Source organism: Pseudomonas sp. SWRI92 (assembly GCF_014268685.1).
Taxonomy (GTDB): Bacteria; Pseudomonadota; Gammaproteobacteria; order Pseudomonadales; family Pseudomonadaceae; genus Aquipseudomonas; species Aquipseudomonas marvdashtae.
Genome location: NZ_JABWQY010000018.1, coordinates 101,271 through 114,894, shown reverse-complemented (window position 1 = coordinate 114,894; position 13,624 = coordinate 101,271). Strand labels below are relative to the sequence as shown.

Sequence of the window (13,624 nt, the reverse complement as noted above, 5' to 3'; positions counted from 1 at the left end):
ATACTGGATACGATTAACGGTTTATCCGTATAACCTGAACCGCCGTATACGGAACCGTACGTACGGTGGTGTGAGAGGACGGCGGATGTAAATCCGCCTCCTACTCGATCTCTATGAAAGGTGTTCAAGGCAATTAGAACAGAGTGCTGCAGTCTGGGCGGTTGCTGCACCTCGGTATTGCCAAAAAAAGGCCCGCAGGGTTGAACCGTGCGGGCCTGGTCATGCTGATTGCAATCAGTGCTTGCTGTCCTGATCTGACATCGCCAGCAATTGCTTTTCCTGGTTCCAATCGAAGGGCTCGTCGTTTTGTTCGGCTTCGAAACGACGTTCCTCCAAGGCTTGGTAGAGGCTGATTTCTTCGTCAGGCATGTAGTGCAGGCAATCACCGGCGAAGTACCACAGCAGATCGCGCGGCACCAAATGGGCGATCTGTGGATAACGAACGATGACCTGGCATAGAAGGTCCTGTCCCAGGTACTGGCTTTCGATCGGGTCGACCGGCAGTTGCGCACGCAACTCATCAAAGCGCTCCAGGAACAGCGCATGGCTTTCTTCGGGAACCTGTTCGGCCTCACCCACGGCGACCAGGATGCTGCGCAAGTGGTCAAGCAAGACGAGGTGATCGGCAACGACATTGGACACGAGATAAGTCCTCAAGAGCAAAACGGGCGCAGGAGTATAAAGCCCTTGCGCCGGTTTTTACATGGCAGCGATCAGATCGCTGCCTGGATCAGCGGACCTTGGCCTCGGCGAGCACCAGCTCCGCCTTATCGAAATCATCCACGTCGATGACTTTGCGTCGTGCCGCTTCGGCTGTGCGCAAGGTCTGCGCCTCACTGGCCTGCAGTACACCCGCTTCCAGGGCGGCGTCGATGAGGTGTTCACCGGGCGCCGGGTTGAGCTGCCCATGCTTGAGCGCGCCCTGTAGCTTTTTGTGCAGCGGGTGGGCGGCCGCCAACAGGTCGGCGGCATGTTGCAACGCTCCGACTGGGTCCTCCTCCGACTGCGGGCGATAACAGCCTTGAAGCAGTTCTTCCAGGGTCGGATCGCCCTTGGCTCGACCGATCACGGCGGCGACCTCGGCGTCCAGTCTGTCGCTCGGACCCTTGTGGCGACGGCCAAAAGGAAATACCACCACGCGCAACAAACAGCCCAGCAAGCGGTTCGGGAAATTGTCCAGCAGTTCGTCCAGCGCCCGCTCCGACTGGCCCAGGCTTTCTTCCATGGCCCATTGGAACAGCGGCGCCATATGGTCTGGCGAGTCGAGGTCGTGGTAGCGCTTGAGCGCTGCGGAGGCCAGGTAAAGGTTGCTTAATACGTCACCCAGGCGTGCGGACAGGCGTTCGCGACGTTTGAGTTCGCCGCCGAGCAACATCATGCTCAAATCCGCCAGCAGGGCGAATGCTGCCGCCTGCCGATTGAGGGCGCGGAAATACCCTTGGCTCAAGGCATTGCCCGGCACGTTGTCGAAATGTCCCAGGCCCAGGTTCAGCACCAGGGTGCTGGCGGCGTTGCTGACCGCAAAACCGATGTGCTTGAGCAGCAATCCATCGAATTCGATCAGCGCCTGGTCTTTGTCTTCGCGAGTCGCCAGGGCCATTTCCTTGAGCACAAAGGGATGGCAGCGAATCGCCCCCTGGCCGAAGATCATCAGATTGCGCGAGAGGATGTTCGCCCCTTCCACCGTGATGAAGATCGGCGCGCCTTGCCAACTGCGGCCCAGGTAATTGTTCGGGCCCATGATGATGCCCTTGCCGCCGTGTACGTCCATGGCGTGGCTGATGCACTCGCGGCCGCGTTCGGTCAGGTGGTACTTGAGGATCGCCGACAACACTGAGGGTTTCTCGCCGAGGTCTACCGCGTTGGCGGTCAACATGCGCGCGGCGTCCATCAACCAGGCGTTGCCGCCAATCCGCGCCATGGCCTCCTGGATACCTTCGAAGGCGGCCAACGGTACGTTGAATTGTTCACGCACCTGGGTGTATTGGCCTGTCACCAGGCTGGTGAATTTAGCCGCGCCGGTGCCTACCGCCGGCAGGGAAATCGAGCGGCCGACCGACAGGCAGTTCATCAACATCATCCAGCCCTTGCCGAGCATGGCCTGGCCGCCGATGAGGAAGTCCAGCGGGATGAACACGTCCTTGCCCCAGTTCGGCCCGTTCATGAAGGCGGCGCCGAGGGGCAGGTGACGGCGACCGATCTGGACGCCGGGTGTATCCGTCGGGATCAGCGCCAGGCTGATTCCGAGGTCTTCTTCGTCGCCGAGCAGGTGGTCAGGATCGTAGGCCTTGAAGGCCAGGCCGAGGAGGGTGGCGACCGGGCCGAGGGTGATGTAGCGCTTTTCCCAGTTCAAGCGCAGCCCCAGGGTTTCCTTGCCTTCCCATTCGCCCTTGCAAATGATGCCGGTGTCGGGCATCGCCCCGGCGTCGGAGCCGGCCAGCGGCCCGGTCAGGGCGAAGCAGGGAATATCGTCACCACGGGCCAGGCGCGGCAGGTAATGGTTGCGTTGTTCATCGGTGCCATAGTGCAGCAGCAGTTCGGCCGGGCCGAGGGAGTTGGGGACCATCACAGTGGAGGCCAGGTCGCCGCTGCGGGTCGCCAGTTTCATCGCCACCTGGGAATGGGCATAGGCGGAGAACCCCTTGCCGCCATATTCCTTGGGGATGATCAGCGCGAAGAAACCGTGTTCCTTTATATGAGCCCAAGCCTGCGGCGGCAGGTCCATGGCCTGGCCGATCTGCCAGTCGCTGACCATTGCGCAGAGCGCCTCGGTAGGGCCGTCGAGGAATGCCTGCTCTTCTTCGGTCAATTGCACCTTGGGGTAGGCCAGCAACATGTCCCAGTTCGGGCGACCACTGAAAAGCTCGCCGTCCCACCACACCGTGCCGGCGTCGATGGCATCGCGTTCGGTCTGCGACATGGGCGGCAAGGTCTTCTGGAACCAGTCGAACATCGGCGCGCTGAAATACTTGCGGCGCAGGTCTGGCAGCAACAGCGGGGCAGCGACGACGGCGAGCGCCAGCCACAGAATCAGCATCAGCCAACCGGGGGCGTGGCTGGAAACCCCCATGACGAGCAAATAGACCGCGACGATGCCCAGCGCGGGCAGCGGGGCGGTGCGACGGTGCGCCAGCCAGGCTATCCCAACGACCAGCACCAATATCCACAACAACAGCATAAGTGATCCTCCGTGAACCAAGGCAAACCGACCTTCAGAGCTTAGACGGCCCCTGCAAAACCGGCGGTAGGCGCGATGTGACTGATTTCGTGGGAAACCCTCGACACATTGCGCCAGTCTGGTTGGCAACAGCCGTGGGAAATCGTTCGTTGCCAGCGTGAGAAAACGCCATTGTTTGGCCGATACGTCGTTTCCGCGAGTCAGGACTGTGGATGGATAGGCGATGTTCGGGGTGATTTGAGTCGCGCTTGATCCGGCGTATGCTGCTGCGGCATTTATCCAATGAGGAAACCGTGATGCTGATGATCTGGGGCCGGAAGAATTCATCGAACGTGCGCAAGGCGTTATGGTGCGCCGAAGAGCTGGGCCTGGTTTACCAGGCCATCGATGCGGGCGGGGCGTTCGGTGTGGTGGACACACCTGAGTACCGTGCGAAGAACCCCAACGGCCGCGTCCCGATGATCGAGGACGACGGCTTCGTGCTCTGGGAATCCAACACCATCGTGCGTTACCTCGCAGCTCGTCATGCCCCGGGTTCGGCCTGGTACCCCGCTGACGTTCAAGCCCGAGCCCGGGCTGAAAAATGGATGGATTGGACCACGTCCAGCTTCGCTGCCCCGTTTCGCACGGTATTCTGGGGCGTGTTGCGCACCCCATCCGAGCAACAGGACTGGGCGGCCATCAATGCGGGAATCAAGGAATGCGGCGACTTGCTGGCAATGGTGGAGCAGGCCTTGGCCGAACAGCCTTACCTCTCGGGCAGTGAAATCGGCATCGGCGACATTCCCTTGGGCAGCTTCATTTATGCCTGGTTCGAGATGCCCATCGAGCGCGTCGACCTGCCGCACCTGGAGGCCTGGTATGCACGGCTCACGCAGCGTCCAGCCTATCGAAAAGCCGTCATGACCGCGTTGACTTAATACTTACTATCGACACACTTCACTGTACTTGTGCGGCGACGCCACGCACCATTGCCTTCGTGCGACGTGGTTGTATTACTCGCCGCACGCCCTTATCTATTCTTCTCTTCCCCTTCTTGGTGCGTAATCCGATATGAGTTCCGCTCTGTCCATAAGGCAGTTAACCAAAACCTACGGCAACGGTTTCCAGGCCCTGAGTGGTATCGATCTGGACGTTGCCGAAGGTGATTTCTTCGCCTTGCTTGGCCCCAACGGCGCGGGCAAATCCACCACCATCGGCATCCTTTCCACCCTGGTGAACAAGTCCGGCGGTACGGTAAATGTCTTCGGTCATGACCTGGACCGCTCACCCGCCGCGCTCAAGCGTTGCATTGGCGTGGTGCCCCAGGAATTCAATTTCAACCAATTCGAAAAGACCTTCGACATCGTCGTGACCCAGGCCGGTTACTACGGTATCCCGCCGAAGGTCGCCAATGAGCGCGCTGAACAGTACCTGACCCAACTAGGGTTGTGGGACAAGCGCGACGTGCCGTCCCGTTCGTTGTCCGGGGGCATGAAGCGGCGCCTGATGATTGCCCGTGCGCTGGTGCACGAGCCGCGCCTGCTGATCCTCGACGAACCGACCGCGGGTGTGGACATCGAGCTACGCCGTTCGATGTGGACCTTCCTGACCGAGCTGAACCAGAAAGGCATCACCATCATCCTCACCACGCACTACCTGGAAGAGGCCGAGCAGCTGTGCCGCAACATCGGCATCATCGATCACGGCACCATCGTCGAAAACACCAGCATGCGCCAGTTGCTGAGCCAGTTGCATGTGGAAACCTTCCTGCTGGACCTCAAGCATGACCTGAGTGTCGTGCCGCAGCTCGTTGGCTATCCCGCCCGGCTGGTGGACCGCCACACACTGGAAGTCCAGGTCGACAAAGCCGCTGGTATCACCGGGTTGTTCACCCAATTGGCCCTGCAGAACATCGAAGTGCTGAGCCTGCGTAACAAAACCAATCGCCTTGAGGAGTTGTTCGTGTCCCTGGTGGAGAAAAACCTGGCGAAGGTGGCGGTATGAGTTCCGAATTGCGCCCCAACCTGATTGCCCTCAATACCATCGTCTACCGGGAAGTCCGGCGCTTCATGCGGATCTGGCCGCAGACCCTGCTGCCGCCGGCCATCACGATGGTTCTGTATTTCGTCATCTTCGGCAACCTGATCGGCCGGCAGATCGGCGACATGGGCGGCTTCACGTACATGGACTACATCGTGCCTGGGCTGATCATGATGTCGGTGATCACCAACTCCTACGGCAACGTCGTGTCGAGTTTCTTCGGCAGCAAGTTCCAGCGCTCGATCGAAGAACTGATGGTCTCGCCGGTTTCGCCTCACACGATCCTGATCGGCTTTACCTTGGGCGGCGTGCTGCGAGGGCTGGCGGTGGGTTTGATCGTGACGCTGCTGTCATTGTTCTTCACTGACATGCAAGTGCATCACCTGGGGTTGACGATCCTGGTTGTGGTTCTGACGGCCACGATCTTTTCGTTACTCGGTTTCATCAACGCCGTGTTTGCGCGTAACTTCGATGACATTTCCATCATCCCGACCTTCGTGCTCACGCCGTTGACCTACCTGGGCGGAGTGTTCTACTCGATCTCCCTGCTGCCACCGTTCTGGCAGACCGTATCGCTGGCCAACCCGGTGCTGCACATGGTTAACGCTTTCCGCTACGGGATCCTTGGGGTTTCGGACATTCGCATCAGTATTGCGATTACGTTCATGGTGGTGGCGACTGTGGTGCTTTATGTAGGATGCGCGCGGTTGTTGGTGAGTGGGCGGGGGATGCGGACTTGAGCCGGTAGTTTCATGCGCCACCGTCTCGAGCGGAACGAAAAGGCCTCCAATTGTTGGAGGCCTTTTGCATTTCACATCCGGCTTTTCTTACGCCGCCGCCACTGCCGCGTCACCCACCACCGCCAATACGCCATGGTGACAAAATACGCCAACGCGCCAAGCACCAACCCCGTCACCACAGACCCCAGCAAAAACGGCTGCCACAACGTCGACAACTGATTAGTGATCCACTCCCAGGTCAGCTCATCCGGCAGCGTCCGGGCTGGCACATCCATCAGCCAGGCACCGGTTTGATAAGTGCAGAAGAACACCGCAGGCATCGTGATGGGGTTAGTCAACCAGACCAGGCTCACCGCAATCGGAATATTGCCACGCACCGTGACGGCCAGCGCCGCGGCCAGCAGCATTTGCAACGGGATAGGCAGAAACGCGGCGAACAGGCCGACGGCCATCGCCCGCGCCACTGAATGGCGATTGAGGTGCCAAAGGTTCGGATCGTGAAGCAGAGTACCGAGAAAGCGTAAGGACTTGTGTTCCCGAATGCTCGCTGGGTCAGGCATGTAACGTTTGAATAGGCGCCGGGGCATAAGGCTTCTCGGTGGGATCAAAGCAGTCAGGTCGCAAGTATGTCCGGATTCTACGGCCGGCAGATTCAGACTTTGTGACAATTGATAACGCGCGCGGTGCCATTAACCGGCTAAGCCTGAGAGGGAACTCTCAAGGATGAGCTTATGCGCAGAGCAATGGTCGCGCTTGCATCGGGGCTGCTGGCGCCGATTTTTCTACCGGTTTTGCCACCGCTGTGGCTGATCGCAGCCATGTCTATCTTGGCGTTGATGGTGTTGCCATCTCGCCTTTACCCGGTGGGCTTTTTTTTCTTCGGGCTGGCATGGGCCTGTTTCTCGGCGCAGCTTGCATTGGACGACCGGCTACCCGCCGCGCTGGAAGGTGAGACCCGCTGGGTCGAGGGGCGTGTCGTCGGCTTGCCGCAACAGAGTGACGGCGTGGTGCGTTTCGAACTGGCCGACGCTCAATCCCGACGCACACGCTTGCCGACGTTGATGCGCCTGGCCTGGTACGACGGGCCGGCGGTCAACAGCGGTGAAAAATGGCGCCTGGCGGTCAAGCTCAAAAGGCCCGCCGGGCTGCTCAATCCCCACGGCTTCGACTATGAAGCGTGGTTGCTGAGCCGGGGCATTGGCGCCACCGGCTCGGTCAAGGATGGTTGGCGGGTGCAGCCGGCCCAAGGCGCCTGGCGCGATGGGGTGCGCCAGGCGCTGGCAAAAGTCGATGCCCAGGGGCGCTCCGGCGCGCTAATGGCGTTGGTTCTCGGCGACGGTGCCGGTCTGGCCCGGGAAGATTGGCAGGTGCTGCAAGACACCGGCACTGTCCACCTACTGGTGATCTCCGGACAGCATATCGGCTTGCTTGCCGGCCTGGTTTATCTGCTGGTGGCCGGCGCGGCGCGTTATGGCGCATGGCCGTCGCGTCTGCCGTGGCTGCCCTGGGCTTGTGCGCTGGCTTTTGCCGCTGCCCTGGGTTACGGCTTGCTCGCCGGGTTCGAGGTGCCGGTGCGGCGGGCCTGCGCCATGATCGGGCTGGTGCTGTTGTGGCGCTTGCGCTTCCGGCAGGCGAAGCCTTGGTGGGCCTGGCTGTTGGCCTTCGTTGGAGTGCTGGTGCTGGACCCGCTGGCGAGCCTGCGGCCAGGGTTCTGGTTGTCGTTTGCCGCCGTGGCCATATTGATGTTCACGTTCGGTGCTCGCCTGGGGCCCTGGCGCTGGTGGCAGACCTGGACCCGCGCCCAGTGGCTGATTGCGCTCGGCCTTTGCCCGTTGTTGCTGATACTGGGTTTGCCGGTCAGTCTCAGCGGTCCGTTGGTCAACTTGCTGGCGGTGCCCTGGATCAGCCTGTTGGTATTGCCTGCGGCGCTGCTTGGCACGGCGTTGCTGCCGGTCCCGTTCATGGGTGAAAGCCTTTTATGGATCGCCGGTGGATTGCTCGATTTGCTATTCAAGGGGCTTGCCCTGGCAGCCGGGCGAATACCGGCTTGGGCGCCTCCCGCCTTGCCGTTATGGGCTTGGGCCCTTGCGACGCTCGGTGCTTTGTTGCTGCTGTTGCCCAAGGGCCTGCCGTTGCGGATCCTGGGTTGGCCGATGCTGTTGCTGATCGTTTTTCCTCCACGGGAAGAAGTGCCTTGGGGGCAGGCCGAAATCTGGCAATTGGACGTTGGCCAGGGGCTGGCGGTCTTGGTGCGCACCCGTCGCCATGCCTTGTTATATGACGCGGGGCCGCGCTTTGGTGACGCCGATGCGGGCGAACGTGTGGTGGTGCCGACGTTGCGCAAGCTCGGCGTGCGCGGATTGGACCTGATGTTGCTCAGCCACGCGGATGCAGATCACGCTGGCGGTGCTCGCGCCGTGCGCAACGGGCTGCCGACGACCCGGGTGATCAGCGGCGACCCCACTGCGCTGCCCGTCGATCTACAGGCGGGCCCGTGCGATAGCGGTGAAGGCTGGGAGTGGGACGGGGTCAGGTTCGAGCTGTGGCGATGGGCGTCGGCTGTCGAGAGTAACCAGACGTCCTGCGTCTTGCTGGTGGAGGCCGGCGGCGAGCGATTGTTGCTGACGGGTGACATCGACACCCATGCCGAGCGCGCCTTGCTTGACGGTCCGCTGGGGGTACCGACCCAATGGTTGGCGTCTCCGCACCATGGCAGCCGCAGCTCATCGTCGATGGCGTTGCTGACGCGCCTCCAGCCTCATTCGGTATTGATCTCCCGAGGTCGAAACAACGCATTCGGCCATCCACATCCGTGGGTGATGGAGCGGTATCGAAGGTTGGGCATGACAATCCATGACAGTGCCGAACAGGGTGCCATTCGTCTGCAGCTGGGCGCGTTCGGGCCGGCGCACATCCAAGCCGGCGAGCGTCGCTACTGGCGTGAGCCGCCACCCGCTGGCACATCGATGCAGCATTGATCTGGCTCATCGTTCTTGGCGTGTTGTCGGCCGGGCGGGTCTGCACGGCGAGTCTGTATGATAAAGTGGCGCACTTTTTCGAGGGGGCTGTCACTGTGTGGGAATTGGTCAAATCCGGCGGTTGGATGATGTTGCCGATCATTCTGAGTTCCATCGCGGCACTGGGTATCGTTGCCGAACGCCTGTGGACCCTGCGGGCCAGTCGCGTGACCCCGGAGCATCTGCTCGGGCAGGTCTGGGTCTGGATCAAGGACAAACAGCTGAACAAGGACAAGCTCAAGGAGCTGCGAGCCAGTTCTCCTCTGGGAGAGATTCTTGCGGCGGGCCTGGCGAACTCCAAGCATGGTCGCGAGATCATGAAGGAATGCATTGAAGAAGCTGCCGCGCGGGTCATTCATGATCTGGAGCGCTACCTCAATGCCCTGGGGACCATCGCGGCCATGTCCCCATTGCTGGGCCTGCTGGGCACGGTGCTGGGCATGATCGATATTTTCAGTGCCTTTACCGGCTCTGGCATGACCACCAACGCCGCGGTGTTGGCAGGTGGTATTTCCAAGGCCCTGATCACCACCGCCGCAGGCCTGATGGTCGGTATCCCAGCCGTGTTCTTCCACCGATTCCTGCAACGCCGCGTCGACGAATTGGTGGTGGGCATGGAGCAGGAAGCCATCAAGCTGGTCGAGGTGGTGCAGGGCGACCGTGACGTGGACCTGGCCGGGGGCAAGCAGTGAAATTCCGCCGCAAACCACGGGAAAACATCGAGATCAATCTCGCGTCGCTGATCGACGTGGTGTTCATCCTGCTGCTGTTTTTCGTCGTGACCACCACGTTCACCCGGGAGACCCAGCTCAAGGTCGAATTGCCGCAAGCGGTCAGTGGTTCGCCCGCCGAAGACCAGCAGTTGAAGAACCTGGAAGTCACCATCAGCGCCGAAGGCGCGTTCTCGGTGAACAACCATTTGCTGCCAAAAAGCGACCTGGCGAGCCTGATCGAGGCCCTGCAGAAGGAATCCGGCGGTGACACCAGCCTGCCATTGTCCATCAGCGCCGACGGCAAGACCCCTCACCAATCCGTTATCACTGCCATGGACGCAGCCGGCAAGCTCGGCTTCAGCCACCTGCGCATGACGACGGTCGAGGCGGCGCCGGCACCCTGATGGCCATGTCCGATCGATTGCTTGCCGCGTGGTATGAAGGTCACCCGGCCCTGACGCTGTTGCGACCGCTGGAATGGCTGTATCGGCGTGTGGTGAAGAGCAAGCGCGAACGCTTCCTGGCGGGCGGCGGCGAGATCTATCAACCGCCCGTGCCGCTGATCGTGGTCGGCAATATTACCGTTGGCGGCACGGGCAAGACGCCGCTGATCCTGTGGATGATCGAACATTGCCAGCGCAGTGGCTTGCGGGTTGGCGTGGTCAGCCGTGGCTATGGTGCCAAGCCGCCGCAACTGCCTTGGCGGGTCCAGGCCGAGCAGGGCGCCGACATCGCGGGTGACGAGCCGCTGCTGATCGTCCAGCGCACCGGCGTGCCGTTGATGATCGACCCTGATCGCAGTCGCGCAGTCCGCGCGCTGCTGGAAGCCGAGCCGCTGGACCTGATCCTGTCCGACGACGGCATGCAGCATTACCGCCTGGCCCGGGACCTTGAACTGGTACTGATCGACAACGCCCGCGGCCTCGGCAACCGCCGTTGCCTGCCGGCCGGTCCGTTGCGCGAACCGGTCGAACGCCTGCAATCGGTCGATGCGGTGTTGTACAACGGCGCCAGCGCCGACCGCGAAGACGGCTTCGCTTTCGAATTGCGGCCCACCGCCCTGGTGAACCTCGCCAGTGGAGAACGGCGCGCTCTCGACCACTTTCCAGCCGGCCAGGCCCTGCACGCCGTGGCCGGTATCGGCAATCCGCAGCGTTTCTTCAAGGCCCTCGAAACGCTACACTGGCGGCCCATACCGCACGGGTTTGCCGATCACGCCGAATACAGTGCCCAGGCCTTGAATTTCACGCCAGCCCTGCCAGTGATCATGACGGAAAAAGACGCGGTCAAGTGCCGTGCCTTCGCCGCACCGGATTGGTGGTACCTGGCGGTGGACGCCGCGCTGTCCCCGGCCTTCGCGGCCTGGTTCGATACGCAGTTGATGCGCCTGTTGCCGGATCGGCTCTTGCCTTAGAAATCTTTACCAGGGGAAAACCATGGACACCAAGTTGCTCGATATTCTGGCCTGCCCAGTTTGCAAAGGCCCGCTCAAGCTCAGCGCCGACAAGACTGAGCTGATCAGCAAGGGTGCCGGCCTGGCCTATCCGATTCGCGACGGCATCCCGGTGATGCTCGAGAGCGAAGCCCGCACCCTGACCACTGACGAGCGCCTGGATAAATGACCACAGCCTTCACCGTCGTCATTCCGTCGCGTTTTGCCTCGACGCGCCTGCCCGGCAAGCCGTTGCTGTTGATCGCCGGCAAGCCGATGATCCAGCACGTCTGGGAACAGGCCAGCAAAAGCAGCGCCCAGCGCGTGGTGGTCGCGACTGACGATGCGCGCATCGTCGAAGCCTGCGAGGCGTTTGGCGCCGAAGTGGTGCTGACCCGCGAAGATCATAATTCCGGCACCGATCGCCTGGCGGAAGTCGCCACGAAACTGGGCCTTGAGCCCGATGCCATCGTGGTCAACGTACAAGGCGACGAGCCGTTGATCCCGCCCAGCGTGATCGATCAGGTCGCGGCTAACCTGGCGGCCCATCCCGAAGCGCGCATGGCGACCCTGGCTGAGCCGATCGACGACGTGCAAGCGTTGTTCAATCCCAACGTGGTCAAGGTGATCAGCGACCTCAATGGCCTGGCCTTGACCTTCAGCCGCGCGACGTTGCCCTGGGCGCGGGATGCCTTCGCGCAAAGCCGGGACGTAATGCCCGAAGGCGTGCCGTACCGCCGCCATATCGGCATCTACGCCTACCGCGCCGGCTTCCTCCACGACTTCGTGGCCTGGGGACCGTGCTGGCTGGAAAACACTGAAGCGCTGGAACAGTTGCGTGCCCTGTGGCACGGCGTACGAATCCACGTGGCCGATGCACTGATCGCTCCGCCGACCGGCGTCGATACCGCTGAAGATCTCGAGCGCGTTCGGCGCTTGCTGGAGGCCTGATGCGGGTTTTGTTTGTCTGCCTCGGCAATATCTGCCGATCGCCCACGGCCGAAGGCATCTTGCGCCACAAGTTGCGCGAAGCCGGGTTGAACGGTCAGGTGGAGGTCGCCTCCGCCGGAACCGGTGACTGGCACGTCGGCAAGGCGCCGGACAAGCGCAGCCAGGCCGCAGCCCTGCGGCGCGGCTACGATTTGTCGGCCCAGCGTGCCCGGCAAGTGTCCCGTGCCGATTTCGCCGCCTATGACCTGATCCTGGCGATGGACAGCAGCAACTTGCGCAATCTCAAAGTCCTGCAACCGACCAATGCCAGGGCTGAACTGGACCTGTTCCTGCGTCGTTACGAGGCGGAACTCGATGACGTACCAGACCCTTACTACGACGGTGAGCAAGGTTTCGAGCAAGTGTTGGATTTGATTGAACGTGCCACGGATCGCCTGGTGGTCGAACTGAAGGGGCGGTTATGACCTTGCACGTCCAGGCGGGCGTCAGCCTCAAGCCATTCAACAGCTTTGGCGTGGATGTCAGCGCCCGGCTGTTCGCCGAAGCCCACAGCGATGCGGATGTTCGCCAGGCGCTGGCCTATGCCGCCGAGCATGCCGTGTCGTTGCTGGTGATTGGCGGCGGCAGCAACCTGTTGCTGACCGGCGACATCGACGCCTTGGTGGTGCGCATGGCCAGCCAGGGGATCCGCCTGCTCAGCGATGATGGCGAGCGGGTGGTGATCGAGGCCGAAGCCGGGGAACCCTGGCATCCCTTCGTCCAGCACACGCTGGCGCAAGGTTGGTCTGGATTGGAGAACCTCAGCCTGATCCCCGGCACCGTGGGCGCGGCACCGATGCAAAACATCGGCGCCTACGGGGTGGAGATAAAGGACGTCTTTGCTGGCCTCACCGCGCTGGATCGCCAGACCGGCGAACTGCGCGATTTCACCCTTGAAGAATGCGATTTCTCCTACCGCGACAGCCTTTTCAAGCAGCAGGCGGGTCGCTGGCTGATCCTGCGGGTGCGTTTTGCCCTCAGTCGTGCCGCCCATCTGCATCTGGAATACGGCCCAGTACGCCAACGGTTGACCGAGCAAGGCATCAACCAGCCGACGCCCAGCGATGTCAGCCGGGCCATCTGCAGTATCCGCAGCGAAAAACTGCCAGACCCAGCGGTGCTGGGCAATGCCGGCAGTTTCTTCAAGAACCCGCTGGTGCCGGCCTCCCACGTGGCGCAACTCAAGGCCCGATACCCGGACCTGGTGGCTTATCCACAGCCCGACGGGCAGATGAAGATCGCCGCTGGCTGGCTGATCGAGCACGCCGGCTGGAAAGGCTTTCGCGATGGCGACGCCGGGGTGCATAAATTGCAGGCGCTGGTGTTGGTCAACTACGGCAATGCCACCGGCCTGCAACTGCTGGAGCTGGCCCGGCGCATCCAGAAGGACATTGCCGAACGTTTTCAGGTCGAGCTGGAAATGGAACCTAATCGGTATTGAACCGCGCTTCGCAAGCGCCGGATAAAACGCCCTGGACAGGCTGCACAAAACCATTCGTGCAGGATTGTGCAGGGCGTTTTGCTTGATCCTG

Annotated in this window: 14 protein-coding genes; 11 read left to right on the top strand and 3 right to left on the bottom strand. The window is 61.7% G+C overall.

Annotated features, from left to right (window positions below; genetic code table 11):
- Positions 1-234: 234 nt before the first annotated feature.
- Positions 235-642: a PA2817 family protein gene (locus tag HU762_RS22865; RefSeq protein ID WP_186611541.1), complete on the bottom strand. Its 408-nt coding sequence runs from the start codon at positions 640-642 to the stop codon at positions 235-237.
- A gap of 88 nt (positions 643-730) precedes the next feature.
- The gene (locus HU762_RS22860; protein WP_186640842.1) at positions 731-3,178 is read right to left on the bottom strand and encodes an acyl-CoA dehydrogenase; all 2,448 of its coding nucleotides are present in this window, start codon (positions 3,176-3,178) and stop codon (positions 731-733) included.
- Between the two features lie 296 nt (positions 3,179-3,474).
- Between HU762_RS22860 and HU762_RS22855 the strand changes: the two genes are divergently transcribed.
- From HU762_RS22855 to HU762_RS22845, 3 genes are all read left to right on the top strand, one after another.
- Entirely contained in the window at positions 3,475-4,098 is a 624-nt protein-coding gene (locus HU762_RS22855) for a glutathione S-transferase (RefSeq protein WP_186640840.1), read from the top strand.
- A 133-nt stretch (positions 4,099-4,231) separates the two neighbouring features.
- Positions 4,232-5,164, top strand: coding sequence for an ABC transporter ATP-binding protein (locus HU762_RS22850; RefSeq protein ID WP_186640837.1), 933 nt, complete (start codon positions 4,232-4,234; stop codon positions 5,162-5,164).
- The gene (locus HU762_RS22845; RefSeq protein ID WP_186640835.1) at positions 5,161-5,940 is read left to right on the top strand and encodes an ABC transporter permease; all 780 of its coding nucleotides are present in this window, start codon (positions 5,161-5,163) and stop codon (positions 5,938-5,940) included. Before HU762_RS22850 ends, HU762_RS22845 begins: the two co-directional genes overlap by 4 nt.
- Positions 5,941-6,011: 71 nt before the next feature.
- Here the strand turns inward: HU762_RS22845 and HU762_RS22840 are convergent, their stop codons facing one another.
- Positions 6,012-6,527, bottom strand: a complete 516-nt coding sequence (locus HU762_RS22840) for a DUF2062 domain-containing protein (protein WP_186640833.1) — start codon at positions 6,525-6,527, stop codon at positions 6,012-6,014.
- Between the two features lie 144 nt (positions 6,528-6,671).
- Here HU762_RS22840 and HU762_RS22835 point away from each other — a divergent pair, with 144 nt between their 5' ends.
- From HU762_RS22835 to murB, 8 genes are all read left to right on the top strand, one after another.
- Positions 6,672-8,918 (top strand): DNA internalization-related competence protein ComEC/Rec2, encoded by a 2,247-nt coding sequence (locus HU762_RS22835; RefSeq protein WP_186640831.1) that lies wholly within the window; start codon positions 6,672-6,674, stop codon positions 8,916-8,918.
- A 95-nt stretch (positions 8,919-9,013) separates the two neighbouring features.
- On the top strand, positions 9,014-9,649 hold the full coding sequence (locus tag HU762_RS22830) for a MotA/TolQ/ExbB proton channel family protein (RefSeq protein ID WP_186611608.1): 636 nt from the start codon (positions 9,014-9,016) through the stop codon (positions 9,647-9,649).
- Positions 9,646-10,074, top strand: a complete 429-nt coding sequence (locus tag HU762_RS22825; RefSeq protein WP_186611534.1) for a biopolymer transporter ExbD — start codon at positions 9,646-9,648, stop codon at positions 10,072-10,074. Before HU762_RS22830 ends, HU762_RS22825 begins: the two co-directional genes overlap by 4 nt.
- Positions 10,074-11,084, top strand: a complete 1,011-nt coding sequence (gene lpxK, locus HU762_RS22820; RefSeq protein WP_186640829.1) for a tetraacyldisaccharide 4'-kinase — start codon at positions 10,074-10,076, stop codon at positions 11,082-11,084. Before HU762_RS22825 ends, lpxK begins: the two co-directional genes overlap by 1 nt.
- A gap of 22 nt (positions 11,085-11,106) precedes the next feature.
- Positions 11,107-11,292 carry a Trm112 family protein gene (locus HU762_RS22815; protein ID WP_003179363.1) on the top strand — a complete coding sequence of 62 codons (186 nt, stop codon included), beginning with the start codon at positions 11,107-11,109 and terminating at the stop codon, positions 11,290-11,292.
- Entirely contained in the window at positions 11,289-12,053 is a 765-nt protein-coding gene (kdsB, locus tag HU762_RS22810; protein ID WP_186611532.1) for a 3-deoxy-manno-octulosonate cytidylyltransferase, read from the top strand. The genes HU762_RS22815 and kdsB overlap by 4 nt, the downstream gene beginning before the upstream one ends.
- Positions 12,053-12,517 carry a low molecular weight protein-tyrosine-phosphatase gene (locus tag HU762_RS22805; RefSeq protein ID WP_186640827.1) on the top strand — a complete coding sequence of 155 codons (465 nt, stop codon included), beginning with the start codon at positions 12,053-12,055 and terminating at the stop codon, positions 12,515-12,517. The genes kdsB and HU762_RS22805 overlap by 1 nt, the downstream gene beginning before the upstream one ends.
- On the top strand, positions 12,514-13,533 hold the full coding sequence (gene murB, locus HU762_RS22800; protein ID WP_186640825.1) for a UDP-N-acetylmuramate dehydrogenase: 1,020 nt from the start codon (positions 12,514-12,516) through the stop codon (positions 13,531-13,533). Before HU762_RS22805 ends, murB begins: the two co-directional genes overlap by 4 nt.
- Positions 13,534-13,624: the final 91 nt, after the last annotated feature.